Source organism: Pseudomonas sp. GZJR-8 (assembly GCF_002916705.1).
Taxonomy (GTDB): Bacteria; Pseudomonadota; Gammaproteobacteria; order Pseudomonadales; family Pseudomonadaceae; genus Aquipseudomonas; species Aquipseudomonas synxantha_A.
Map to the genome: position 1 here is coordinate 16,680 of NZ_JXSI01000020.1, position 13,228 is coordinate 29,907.

Consider the following 13,228-nt stretch of genomic DNA (forward strand, 5'->3'; position numbering starts at 1 on the left):
TGGCGCTTTCGCTCATTCATGGGGTGCTAGGGGGCGGAGGCTGACGCGCCGAGCACTGAACTCAGCGATCAGGATCCGGTTTGATCGCAATATCAGGTACCGGTTTATAGAACGGTCCATAGTCCAGCAATAACTCTTCCCCTTTCTTGATGTCCTTCAGCGCCACGTAGAACGTCAGGTTTTTCCCGACCGAGATGGACACGACATTGTTGGACCTCCACGCTGGCCCATCGCCCAGTTGCGAGGTGTTGATCAGGCTCAGGGTGTTGCCCGTGTGCAGCCCACTCACCGTCCGCGTACCCGAACGGGTACCAAACAGGTAGGTCATTACAGCCCGCGAGCCTTGCTTGCGTTGCTCCTCGAACAACGACGCCTCGTCTGGGTGATATTTGCCTGCATACGGACCAAGCACTTCATATTGAGGAATATCGCGCCGCGCCCACACCGAAGCGCCGCGAGCCGGCCCACCATCGTCCAGCGGCGTGACCACTTCCATAGCCTCCTCAAACCGAGACTGGTGTTGACCTTCGGTTCGCAGCCAGTCTTTGATCGATTCCTTGATCTGGGCTGAAACGCGCGCCTTTGTTGCGCTATCCAGCCCGTCAAGCACACCATTCCAGTAGGCGATACGGATGTCATCGATAGGACCTTCAAGTGCTTGAGTCAAGCTGAGCCTGGGGTTCGCCGGGTCCTGCAGGATCGGCAGTGTGTTGTCGATCTGATGGCGGGGCAGTGTCTGGAAATCACTGGGCTCAACCTTGATAACGACAGGCGGGACTGCCAACGTTGGCCCCGGGGCCTCTACGCCCTGAGGCGTATCGGCGTGCAAGGTCAGATCCGCAACCTTCGCTTGCGGCGGGTCCAGAGACTCTGATGCCGGTCGTTTTCGTGCCGTATCCACAGCCGGTTGCTGGGGCGTGAGACGCGGTCCAGTGTTTTGCTGTAACCGTTCGAGACGTTGGACAGCAATCGCTGTAAAGGAGCCGTCACTTTTAACGTACTTCGTCCAGACGCTTGGATTGAGCCTGTGCTGGTGCAAGAACTGCGCTTGCGTCATTGAGTTGTCCGCATTGGTGGCACGCACTTGCCACTGGCGTAAAAGGTCACTGGTGATCCGCCTATAGGTGCCATCGGTTGCGCTGCTCACCAGTGCTTCGCCGGTGGCCGACAGGCTACCGTCTGCCCGTACATGTGATCTGAATGAGTGTGCACTGAGGTTATGGTGACCGGCAAAACCTTCCCTGGTCATGGCGTCCCGCGCCTGCTGTGTCATGTTTTGCCACGCCTGGATGTGCGTCTCGGTCACCTTGTCAACCGGTGTGTTGGCCGCGCGGTCGCGCACAAGCTCGCCGGCAGGGCTCAGTTTGCCGTCAGGCTGCACGTAGTGATCAAAGGTTCTATGGGAGATGTGTCTATGTCGGACAAAGTTCTTACGGGCAGAGCCTTGCTGTTGCGCAAGCGGCAGCGCCTCCCAGTCGCGCAGATGCTCGGCGGTGATCAATAGCATCGGCGCCCTCGGAGCATGGGCCGCGGGCCCCAGTGCAGCGCGCTCAAGACGTTCCCTGGCGGTGTTTTTCAAGGAGCCGTCAGGGTTGACCCAGTCCCTCCACGTAGCAGGATGGAGCCCGTTCTCGCGGGTGAACTGCGCTTGCGTGACCGCGTTATCCGGGCTCTCGAAGTGCGCTTTCCATTGGCGAAGATGGTCATCGGTAATTCTGTTAGGGACGACCCCGGCTACCCTGTCCATCAACTCCCTGCCGACTGGCCCCAAGGTCCCATCTCGCCGCACATGCGTTTTGAACGAGCCCGGATTGACGTGATAAAGCTCGGCAAACCCTTCGAGGGTCATTACGTCACGCTGCGCCTGTGTCATGTCTTGCCAGTCACGGATATGGGTTTCAGTCACCGTATAGAAGGGCGTGCCGGGCAGGCGGTCGCGCACTGCCACACCGGTAGCGGTCAGTTGACCATTGGGTTGCACGTAGCGCTCAAAAACTCTCGGGTGGAGGTGTTTTTGCCGGGCGAACCCCTCACGGGTAAGGCTTTGTTGTTGCTCCAAAGACAGCGCCTGCCAAGCGCGCAAATGATCAGCCATGGAGGGCGGGGCCTGGCCTGCGGACGCCAGTGCGGCATTTTGCCGTGCCTGTTCCAGGCGCTGCGCGCCCATTTCCTTTAAAGAACCATCCGCCTTGACGTACATCTCCCAGCTACGTTGGCTGAGCCCGTGTTGGCTAACAAACTGCGCAGACGTCAATGAGTTGTCCGGGCTCCTGAAAAGCTCATCCCACTGGCGTAAATGATCATCGGTAATTTGGTTGCTTCTGGGGGCGACGGACGACTTGAGCAACGCTTCGCCCCTGATCATCGGGGTGCCATCCCGGCGCACATAACTTTTGAATGTTCCTGGTCGAAGGTTATGAAGGCCGATAAATCCGTCCAAGGTCATTTCGTCACGCGCCGCTTGTGTCATGTTTTGCCAATCACGCACATGCGTTTCGGTCACCTTATCGGTGAATGCGTTGGCGGGGCGGTCACGCACGATCACACCGGTATCGCTCAACTGGCCGTCAGGTTTCACGTAGTACTCAAAGGTTTTCTGGGGGAGGTGATTCTTTTTGGCAAAGCCCTTTCGGGTAAGACTGGCCTGTTCATCCGGCGACAACGCCTCCCAGGCCCGCAAATGTTCAGCGGTGATCTGCCCGCCACCGGGCGCCCCCAGGCGCTGCCATTCGTCCCCTTGTACATGCTGGACCAGCAACTCGGTTTGCCGGTTGTTGTGATAAACCCGCGCCTGCACAACACCGTCGTCCGTGCGCGAAACCTGGCGCACCTCATATACCGCTGTATCACCGTTGCTGTCGGTATGGCGTATATGCGACATGTGCCCATCGGCCGCCACATACACCCCCTGACTATTGCGTGACAGCCCCACGATTTTGCTGTCTGGCACTTTGAAGTGCCCGAACAGCTCATGGCTCAACTCACTCAGCCCATCAATGTGCGCCGTGTCCACCTCACCGTCGACAGCCTGGGTCGATACTTTGAACTGCTCAAGCGGGCTGCCATAAGGTCGCATAGTGTCAGCGTCAAATGAATACCACTTGCCGCCTTTGAGCACAGCAGCCCCTTCCACTGTCTGGCCTCCCACCTTCAAGGTGCCTGTTGCTGCGACGTCGTACTGTTTGCTGATAGTTTTCAACACGTCGTAGCTGCCAGTGGCGCCTCTGAGTTTGTTGACGGCCTTGATGCCTTTGGACAGTACATAGAGGCCAGCAGTACCCACCAACCTGGGCAGATCGCCCACCCCTCCCACAGGGTTGAGCACGTCAATGGCCGCCACACCGATGACCTTGGCCGCCCGCAGTGCCTTGGCGCCGGTGGAAAGCGCCGAGCGGCCGACCTTGAGCAATTTTCCGGCGGTGGCGGTACCGGCGGTAAGAAAGCCGAAAACATCCAGCAAGAGATCGAAAGTCCCGTCGCCGTACTTGCCATTTTGAAAATTGACAATGGCGGACCTGAAGGGGATCAGGTTCAACAAAAACTCGCTCAACTGCGCGTTCGCCGTGTCCAAGGCAGTCTGCTCGCGGGCTTGCAACTTGATAGCCGGATCGTCGAGATCCAAGTGCTCGACAAAGGCCGTGGCAATCCCATGGGATCGAGCACTGGTAAAGCTCTCCCATGGCCCGTTATCCAACGGGCGCTCACGCCCAAGATCATCTGCTTTGTGGCTGGGCGTGAACGTTTTGGTTGTCGTTACCTTGTTGCCAACCCTGTCCGCCCTGATCTTCGTATCGTAAAGGCTCGCTGTTTCAATCGTGCCTTTATTGAAGTCGATGACGTAGGCGTGCGACACGCCTTGCAGTTCAGTTTTAACCAGCAGCCCCGGTTTATTTTGACCATACGTATTATTGAAATGACCATCCATGACGTATGAGCCTTCCTGGAAAAAGCTGATTTTCCCAAACTCCAGGCGCTGGCGATCTTCCAACGGCAGTTGCGAAATCATGTGCCTGACCACTGTATTGACGGCGGCCTTTTTTTCCTCGATCGCACGGCTGAACTGCCGTTCGAATTCAGCCGGCACGCCAAACTGCCGGTTGGCGTTCAAACGCGTTAACACCCTTTGCAGGTCATTGCCCTTGAGTGAACTGCTCGGTTCATACGCCCTGAAGGGCCGGGGTTCCAGCCAGTCGATCATGGCGATATCCAATAGCGAAATCCCTCCCCCTTCAATCGCCACGTAGTGCTGATCAATCGCGAATGCTTTCTCTTCGAAAAATGCGCCAAGGTCGCCAAAACGCTCCTTGAGCTTGGCCAGTGCGATCTCTTTTCGAGTGGGCAGTGCTGTGTCCAGTGCCTGGGAAGCAACGAGCCGGGCGTCCTGTTGCGCGTTGAATGCGACCCTTGCCGATTCAAGTTGCGCGGGGAGATAGTCGCCATCCTGTCTTTTTGTGAGCACGCCGCTCGCCACGGCCCAGTCCAGCAATGCCAGGGTTTGTGCCGCTTGGGTAACTGCAGGGTCGACCCGCTGCGCTTCTTGCGCCTCACTCATGACTTGGGCAAACGTCATACCAGGGACTTTGCCGGGTGTGTGCGCCTCAATCGTCATCGCAGCCATCGTCAGGCTGGCCCACGCCTGACTGCCAACCTTTACGGTCGGGGGAATGTCTTTAATCAGAAACTGCGGTGCCGCCTTGGCCAGCAACAGGTACGCACCGACACTCGCCAGTGCAGCGCTGGTTTTGCCAGTACTGCTCAAATGTTCGGCCAAGCCGGCCACAACCTTGGAGGCGTGGTGCCCCCCACGTGTGTCACTGCCCAGGTCGAAACCGGCAACGCTGTTGCGAGCGGGCGCAGTGATCGACTCAGGGTCCATCTGCAGGGCGATAGCGGCCAGCAGGTAATCGCTTGCGCTGCTTTCGCTGTCAACGCCTTGCATGGTTTGCTGTAGCGCTTTGCCCATCCGCTGCCCTTGCGGGGAGTTGACCAGTGCCTGGAGTATTTTAGCCGGGTCGTCGCCCGCCTCTGCCGGCAGCGGCTGCCGATACCGCAGAAACTCCAGCACCCCGCCCTGGGTTTGCATCACCAGCGGCTGATCGCCAAGGGCGTGTTGGTGATTCATCGTGACAAGACGCAAGCGCCGCTGTTCGTCTGCGCTCAAGGGAACCGACCAGGATAATGCGCCTCCCAGATTACCCAGCGAGGGCGCCGGGCTGCTGGGTATCGGTCTATCCTGGCTGAGACGAGGGGACGTCATTGAGGTGTCGACGCCGTCGGTCACAGGTAATGACGGATGTTCATCTGTCGGCAGGGGAAGCGAAAAATGCGTACTTGCAGCGGTAATGCTTGTCATAAAACGCCTATGCGTAGTCGAGGAGTCCGGCGCTTGCGGCCGCTCACTGAGTGTCAGCACCCAATGAGGAGGTTCCCGACCAACTGCAAGACTTCGTGACCGTGCACCGGTACCGCGTCAGAGCAACGCGCTGACAAACATGCCAATCGCCACCACCCCACACAGGCTGGCGAACCCCACTTGCAACACCCGCGCGGGGATGACCGAACACAACCGCCTTCCCGCCAACATGCCGACGACACTCGCGCCGATAAACACCCAGCCCACCGGCTCGATGCTCACGCCCGCATGAAACGCACCGGCCACGCCGATCAGCGATAGCAGGCTGACCACCATCAACGACGTGGCGACGATCCCACGCATCTGCACGTCGGTCAGTTGTTTGAACGCCGGCACGATCAGGAAGCCGCCGCCCACGCCCAGCAAGCCCGATACAGCACCCGTCACAGCTCCCAGCGCAGCCAGGGTGGCGCTGCACTTGGCGGTCCAGGAGAAGCGCCCGGTTTGTTGATCCAGCATGCAATTCTTCTGGCCCCATGAAGCGGCGCCATGGTCACTCGGCCCCGCCTCGCGCTTTTCCCGTTGCAGCATGCGCCAGGCCACCAGCACCATCAGCGCGCTGAACAACCCCATCAGCACCGGCTCCGACAGTTGGTGGGCGACGAACACGCCCAACGGCGAAAACAGCGCGCCGAGCAAGGCGATCAACAACGCCGCACGGTAACGCACCAGGCCATGGCGCAAGCCATCGATGGCCCCCACCGCCGCTGCCGCACCCACTGCGAGCAACGACACCGGCGCGGCCTGGGTCATCGTCAACCCCAGCCCCAGCACCAACGCCGGCACCCCAAGGATGCCGCCGCCCGCGCCGGTCAGGCCCATGACCAGGCCCATCAATACACCCAACAGACTGGCCAGCAGCATTCAGTCCACCTTGCTCAGACGGGTCAGCCACTCGCGGCCCTTGAGCATACCGTTCCAGTAGAACCACGGCAGCAGCGTGGCCTTGAGGAACCACATCGAACGGCGCGCCCGAGTCGGGTCCAGGGGAAAGGTCGGCAGCAGCTTGCCGCCGTAGCCGAACTCGGCCAGTACCACCTTGCCCTTCTCCACCGTCAGCGGGCAGGAGCCGTAGCCGTCGTATTTGAGCGGCAATGGCGCCTGTTTGCGCAGGGCCAGCAGGTTCTCGGCCACCACCACGATTTGCTTGCGCACCGCGGCCGCTGTCTTGGCGTTGGTGGTGCCGCACACATCGCCCAGGCCGAAGACGTGCGGGTAGCGCAAGTGTTGCAGGCTGTTGGGGTTTACTTCGCACCAGCCGGCGGCGTCGGCAAGCTCGCTTTCGCGGATAAAGTCCGGGGCCAGCTGCGGCGGCACGACGTGCAACATATCGAAGGTTTTCTCTTCGACGCTCACGTTGCCTTCGGCGTCCTTGACTTCGAACCAGGCTTTACGCGCCGGGCCGTCGACTTTTACCAGGTTGGAGTTGAACGCCAGGCGCGCCTTGTATTTTTCGACGTATTTCATCAACGGCGGCACAAAGGTCGCCACGCCGAACAACGCAGCGCCGGCCAGGTTGAACTCCACCTCGATGTTTTTCAGTGCACCCTGCTTGAGCCAGTGATCACAGGACAGGTACATGGCTTTTTGCGGCGCTCCGGCGCATTTGATCGGCATGGCGGGCTGGGTGAACAGCGCCTTGCCGCCCTTGAGTTGCTGCACCAGTTGCCAGGTGTAGGCGGCGTGCTCATAGCTGTAGTTGGAGGTGACGCCGTGCTGGCCGAGGGTGTCTGGCAAGCCCTCGATTTTCTCCCAGGCCAGACGCAGACCGGGGCAGACGATGAGGTTTTGCCAGGTGACGCGCTGACCGCTGTTGAGCACCAGGGTTTGCTCGTCGGGCAGCACTTCGCTGACGGCGGCCTGTACCCAACTGACGCCATTGGGCAGCACATCGGCCAGGGGGCGGCGGGTCTTTTGCAGGTCGTAGGCGCCGCCGCCGACCAGGGTCCAGGCCGGTTGGTAGCAGTGGTAATCGTTGGGCTCGATCAGGATGATGTTCAACTGCGGATCGCGCTTGAGCAGGCTGGCCAGCAGGCCGATGCCTGCCGAGCCGCCGCCGATGACTACGATATCGCCACTGATGGTCGGTCCCCAGTGTTGTTCGGTCATTGTCTACTGCCTTTTTGAGTCAATGCACACAAGGGTCGCTGCCGGATGGCGTCACGCCCAGCTTTTTATGACCGCGCCGCAATACAGCCCGGACAGGGTCTTCATCACTTGAATCACTTCATGGCTAGCCAGCCCGTAGAAAATGTATTTGCCTTCTCGGCGGGTGGCGACCAGCCCTTCATCGCGCAGGATGCCCAACTGTTGTGACAGCGTGGGCTGGCGCACGCCAGTCAGGGCTTCCAGCTCGCCGACGTTGCGCTCGCCCTGGGTCAACTGGCACAGGATCAACAGTCGGTCTTCATTGGCCAGGGCCTTGAGCAAGGAACAAGCCTTGGACGCCGACGCACGCAACTGGGCGACTTCGCCCTCACTCAAGGTAGATTCCATTTGCTTCGGGTCCTTTATGTCACTTAAGCTCAAAACATTATGTGTAAACGTAAACTGATTGTAACCACTTTTTTCTTCATTGGGGACAGCCGCCATGCCAGCGTTGATTCAAGCCTTTCTGGATGACGCATCGTCGACCTATACCTACATCGTCTATGAAGCGGATGGCGGCCCCTGTGCCATTGTCGACTCGGTACTCAACTACGACCCGGCGTCGGGGCGTACCGATACCGCCCAGGCTGACAAGGTGATCGCGTTCGTGCGCGAGCATGGCTTGCAGGTGCAGTGGTTGCTGGAAACCCACGCTCATGCCGATCATCTGTCCGCCGCGCCCTACCTGCGTCGCACCTTGGGCGGCAAGATCGCGATAGGCGAATCGATCAGCAAGGTGCAGGGTGTGTTCAAAAACCTGTTCAACCTGGAGCCGGAATTTCGCGTCGACGGATCGCAGTTCGATCACCTGTTTGCGCCGGATGAGGTCTTTCATATCGGCGGTTTGAAAGCCCAAGCCCTGCATGTGCCGGGACACACCCCTGCCGACATGGCCTACTTGATCGACGGCCGCTTGATCCTGGTGGGCGACACGCTGTTCATGCCCGACGTCGGCACCGCCCGCTGCGATTTCCCCGGCGGCGATGCGCGGCAGTTGTACGCATCGATGCGCAAGCTGTTGGCGTTCCCCTCGGATACCAAGCTGTATGTGTGCCATGACTATCCGCCAGAGGGGCGTGAGGCCAAGTGCCAGACCACTGTGGCGGAACAAAGGGCGGGGAATATTCATGTGCACGATGGGGTGGATGAAGCGGCGTTTGTAGAGATGCGCACCCAGCGTGATGCCGGGCTGGGAATGCCGACCTTGTTGCTGCCGGCGATCCAGGTGAATGTGCGGGCGGGGCATATGCCGCCGGCGGAAGAAAACGGCGTGACCTACCTGAAGATCCCCCTCAACCAACTTTGAAATACAGTAAAAAATGTGGGAGGGGGCTTGCTCCCGATAGCAGTGGATCAGCTACACATAAGTTGACTGTCACACCGCCATCGGGGCAAGCCCCCTCCCACATTTTTACCGCGTTGAGTCAGTTGCCCAGGCTGATGCCGTTGGCTGGCAGCGGCAGCGCCGTCTTGTAGCGCACCTGCTTCAAGGCAAAGCTGGAGCGAATGTTTGCCACCCCCGGCACCTTGGTCAAAAAGTCCATCATGAAACGCTCCAGCGACTGGATCGTCGGCACCAGCACGCGGATCAAATAATCCGGATCACCCGCCATCAGGTAGCACTCCATCACCTCGGGACGGTCCGAGATCGCCCCTTCGAACTGCTGCAACGCCAACTCATTCTGCTTTTCCAGGCTTACATGGATGAACACATTGACGTGCAGCCCCAGCAGGTCAGCATCCAGCAACGTGACCTGCTCACGAATCAGGCCCAGTTCTTCCATCGCCTTGACCCGGTTGAAACACGGCGTGGGCGACAGGTTGACCGAGCGGGCCAGGTCGGCGTTGGTGATGCGGGCATTCTCCTGCAGGGCGTTGAGAATGCCGATATCGGTACGGTCCAGTTTGCGCATGAGACAAAATCACCTGTTTATTATGTTTATGCAGTTTTTTTATCCGCAAATGACGGTGAGCGCAATGAAACACAGATAAATATTCTTCTACGCCACGCCTATGATTGTTGTAGGACAAGATTTCTTCTACCCGAAGACTGACTGTCAGCTAGCGCGCCCACTACAAGAAATTCACAAGATAGAGCGTAGAAAGCCATGACCCAGCCGTATGCACCGCTGCGCCTGCACGTTCCCGAACCTTCGGGCCGTCCAGGCTGCAAGACCGATTTCACCTACCTGCGTCTGACCGACGCCGGCCTGGTACGCAAACCCGCCATCGACGTAGAACCCGCCGACACCGCCGACCTGGCCAAGGGCCTGATCCGCGTGCTCGACGACCAGGGCCAGGCGCTCGGGCCGTGGGCCGAGGGTGTTTCGACCGAGATCATGCGCAAAGGCATGCGCGCCATGCTCAAGACGCGCATCTTCGACAACCGCATGGTGGTCGCCCAGCGCCAGAAAAAAATGTCGTTCTACATGCAAAGCCTTGGCGAAGAAGCCATCGGCAGCGCCCAGGCCCTGGCCTTGAACATCGACGACATGTGCTTCCCCACCTATCGCCAGCAAAGCATTCTGATGGCCCGCGACGTGCCGCTGGTAGACCTGATCTGCCAACTGCTGTCCAACGAGCGCGACCCGCTCAAGGGTCGCCAGTTGCCGATCATGTACTCGGTCAAAGAGGCGGGCTTCTTCACCATTTCCGGCAACCTCGCCACCCAATTCGTGCAGGGCGTGGGTTGGGGCATGGCTTCGGCGATCAAGGGCGATACCAAGATCGCCTCGGCCTGGATCGGCGACGGCGCCACCGCTGAATCGGACTTCCACACCGCCCTCACCTTCGCCCACGTCTACCGCGCGCCGGTGATACTCAACGTGGTCAATAACCAATGGGCCATCTCCACCTTCCAGGCCATCGCCGGTGGTGAAGCCACCACTTTCGCCGGACGCGGCGTGGGCTGCGGCATCGCCTCCCTGCGGGTAGACGGCAATGACTTTATCGCGGTGTATGCCGCCTCGGCCTGGGCTGCCGAACGCGCACGGCGCAACCTGGGGCCAACATTGATCGAGTGGGTCACCTATCGCGCCGGCCCGCACTCCACCTCCGATGATCCGTCCAAATACCGTCCAGCCGACGACTGGAGCCACTTCCCCCTGGGCGACCCGATTGCCCGTCTCAAGCAGCACCTGATCAAGATTGGCCAGTGGTCCGAAGAGGAACATGCAGCGGTCAGTGCCGAACTTGAAGCCGAAGTGGTCAAGGCGCAGAAGGAAGCCGAACAGTACGGCACCCTCGCCGGTGGCCAGATTCCAAGCGCCGCGACCATGTTCGAGGACGTCTATAAAGAGATGCCGGAGCACTTGAAGCGCCAGCGTCAAGAGTTGGGGGTGTGACATGAACGACCACAACAACAGCATCGAACTGGAAACCGCCATGACCACCACCACCATGACCATGATCCAGGCCCTGCGCTCGGCCATGGATGTGATGCTCGAACGTGACGACAACGTGGTGGTGTTCGGCCAGGACGTCGGCTACTTCGGCGGCGTATTCCGTTGCACCGAAGGTTTGCAGACCAAATACGGCAGCTCACGGGTGTTTGACGCACCGATCTCGGAAAGCGGCATCGTCGGCGTAGCCGTGGGCATGGGTGCGTATGGCCTGCGCCCGGTGGCGGAAATCCAGTTCGCCGACTACGTCTACCCCGCCACCGACCAGATCATTTCCGAAGCGGCGCGCCTGCGTTATCGCTCGGCCGGCCAGTTCACCGCGCCCTTGACCATGCGTATGCCCTGCGGCGGCGGCATCTACGGCGGCCAGACCCACAGCCAGAGTATCGAAGCGGTGTTCACCCAGGTCTGCGGCCTGCGCACGGTGATGCCATCCAACCCCTACGACGCCAAGGGCCTGCTGATTGCCTCCATCGAGAACGATGACCCGGTGATCTTCCTGGAACCCAAGCGCCTGTATAACGGCCCGTTCGACGGCCACCACGATCGCCCGGTAACGCCGTGGTCAAAACACCCGCAAGCGCAGGTTCCGGACGGTTACTACACCGTTCCCCTGGACGTGGCCGCCATCGTGCGCCCAGGTTCGGCTGTGACGGTGCTGACCTATGGCACCACCGTGTATGTGTCGCAAGTTGCCGCCGAAGAAACCGGCATCGACGCCGAAGTCATCGATCTGCGCAGCCTGTGGCCGCTGGATTTGGAAACCATCGTCAAGTCGGTGAAAAAGACCGGCCGTTGCGTGGTGGTGCATGAAGCCACGCGCACCTGCGGCTTTGGCGCCGAACTGGTATCGCTGGTGCAAGAGCACTGCTTCCACCACCTGGAAGCGCCGATCGAGCGCGTCACCGGTTGGGATACGCCCTACCCGCACGCGCAGGAGTGGGCGTATTTCCCAGGGCCGTCCCGAGTGGGCGCGGCGTTGAAACGGGTCATGGAGGTCTGAATGGGCACGCACGTTATCAAGATGCCGGACATTGGCGAAGGCATCGCGGAAGTTGAATTGTCGGTGTGGCATGTGAAGGTCGGCGACCTGGTGGTTGAAGACCAGGTGCTGGCGGATGTGATGACCGACAAGGCGATGGTGGATATTCCCTCCCCCGTCCACGGCAAGGTGATTTCCCTGGGCGGCGAGCCGGGTGAAGTCATGGCGGTGGGCAGTATTTTGATCAGCATTGAAGTGGAAGGCGCAGGCAACACCAAGGATGTGCCGGTGGCTGCCGAACCGATGAAGACCACGCCTGTCGTTGAAGCCAAACCGGTCACGGCACCCGTTCAAAGCAAACCGGCTCCAGCCGTGAACGCGCCACCAGCGCCCGTGGCCCGCGAAGCCAGCGAGCGCCCGTTGGCCTCCCCTGCCGTGCGCAAACATGCGCTGGATGCCGGGATTCAACTGCGCCTGGTCCATGGCACAGGGCCTGCGGGCCGGATTCTGCACGAAGACCTGGAGGCGTACCTGCACCAGGGGCCGGCCACCAGCGCCAGCGCCGCCAACCCTTACGCCGAGCGCAATGATGAACACCAGATCCCGGTGATCGGTATGCGCCGCAAGATCGCCCAGCGTATGCAGGACGCCACCCGGCGCGCCGCGCATTTCAGCTACGTGGAAGAAATCGACGTCACCACCCTCGACGAGTTGCGCGTGCATCTCAACGAAAAGCACGGTGCGACACGCGGCAAGCTGACCCTGCTGCCGTTTATCGTACGGGCCATGGTGGTGGCGCTGCGCGACTTCCCGCAGATCAACGCTCGCTACGACGACGAAGCCCAGGTCATTACCCGCCTCGGCGCGGTACATGTGGGCGTCGCCACGCAAAGCGACGTGGGCCTGATGGTGCCGGTGGTGCGTCACGCCGAAGCCCGCAGCCTGTGGGGCACTGCCGAAGAAATCGTGCGCCTGGCCAATGCCGCACGCACAGGCAAGGCCAGCCGTGAAGAGCTGTCCGGCTCGACCATCACCCTGACCAGCCTGGGCGCCCTGGGCGGCATCGTCAGCACGCCGGTGCTGAACCTGCCGGAAGTGGCCATCGTTGGCGTCAACCGCATCGTCGAACGGCCCATGGTGATCAAGGGCCAGATCGTGGTGCGCAAGATGATGAACCTCTCCAGCTCCTTCGATCACCGCGTGGTCGACGGCATGGACGCGGCGCAATTCATCCAGGCCATTCGCGGCCTGCTCGAACAACCCGCCAGCCTGTTCCTGGAGTAA

At 60.4% G+C, this 13,228-nt stretch carries 9 protein-coding genes; 4 read left to right on the top strand and 5 right to left on the bottom strand.

Features of this window, described 5'->3' with window-relative positions; all coding sequences use genetic code 11:
- Window positions 1-61 precede the first annotated feature (61 nt).
- The 4 genes from TK42_RS26090 to TK42_RS26105 all read right to left on the bottom strand — a co-directional run bounded on the left by TK42_RS26090 (window position 62) and on the right by TK42_RS26105 (window position 7,909).
- Complete coding sequence (locus TK42_RS26090; protein WP_256584802.1) at window positions 62-5,161, bottom strand: SET domain-containing protein-lysine N-methyltransferase; 5,100 nt, start codon at window positions 5,159-5,161, stop codon at window positions 62-64.
- A gap of 309 nt (window positions 5,162-5,470) precedes the next feature.
- Window positions 5,471-6,277 carry a sulfite exporter TauE/SafE family protein gene (locus tag TK42_RS26095; protein ID WP_005789338.1) on the bottom strand — a complete coding sequence of 269 codons (807 nt, stop codon included), beginning with the start codon at window positions 6,275-6,277 and terminating at the stop codon, window positions 5,471-5,473.
- On the bottom strand, window positions 6,278-7,522 hold the full coding sequence (locus TK42_RS26100) for an FAD/NAD(P)-binding oxidoreductase (protein WP_103735476.1): 1,245 nt from the start codon (window positions 7,520-7,522) through the stop codon (window positions 6,278-6,280).
- A 51-nt stretch (window positions 7,523-7,573) separates the two neighbouring features.
- Window positions 7,574-7,909 (bottom strand): helix-turn-helix transcriptional regulator, encoded by a 336-nt coding sequence (locus TK42_RS26105; protein WP_005789341.1) that lies wholly within the window; start codon window positions 7,907-7,909, stop codon window positions 7,574-7,576.
- 94 nt (window positions 7,910-8,003) lie between these two features.
- Here TK42_RS26105 and TK42_RS26110 point away from each other — a divergent pair, with 94 nt between their 5' ends.
- Complete coding sequence (locus TK42_RS26110) at window positions 8,004-8,867, top strand: MBL fold metallo-hydrolase (RefSeq protein WP_032880479.1); 864 nt, start codon at window positions 8,004-8,006, stop codon at window positions 8,865-8,867.
- A 118-nt stretch (window positions 8,868-8,985) separates the two neighbouring features.
- On the opposite strand, the gene bkdR is transcribed toward TK42_RS26110, so the two are convergent.
- Window positions 8,986-9,474, bottom strand: coding sequence for a Bkd operon transcriptional regulator BkdR (gene bkdR / locus TK42_RS26115; protein WP_005789440.1), 489 nt, complete (start codon window positions 9,472-9,474; stop codon window positions 8,986-8,988).
- Window positions 9,475-9,669: 195 nt separating this feature from the next.
- Here bkdR and TK42_RS26120 point away from each other — a divergent pair, with 195 nt between their 5' ends.
- From TK42_RS26120 to TK42_RS26130, 3 genes are read left to right on the top strand one after another with little or no spacing between them, the layout of a single operon-like run.
- Window positions 9,670-10,905, top strand: a complete 1,236-nt coding sequence (locus TK42_RS26120) for a 3-methyl-2-oxobutanoate dehydrogenase (2-methylpropanoyl-transferring) subunit alpha (protein ID WP_005789442.1) — start codon at window positions 9,670-9,672, stop codon at window positions 10,903-10,905.
- A 1-nt stretch (window position 10,906) separates the two neighbouring features.
- Window positions 10,907-11,965, top strand: coding sequence for an alpha-ketoacid dehydrogenase subunit beta (locus TK42_RS26125; RefSeq protein ID WP_005789444.1), 1,059 nt, complete (start codon window positions 10,907-10,909; stop codon window positions 11,963-11,965).
- On the top strand, window positions 11,966-13,228 hold the full coding sequence (locus TK42_RS26130; RefSeq protein WP_103735477.1) for a dihydrolipoamide acetyltransferase family protein: 1,263 nt from the start codon (window positions 11,966-11,968) through the stop codon (window positions 13,226-13,228).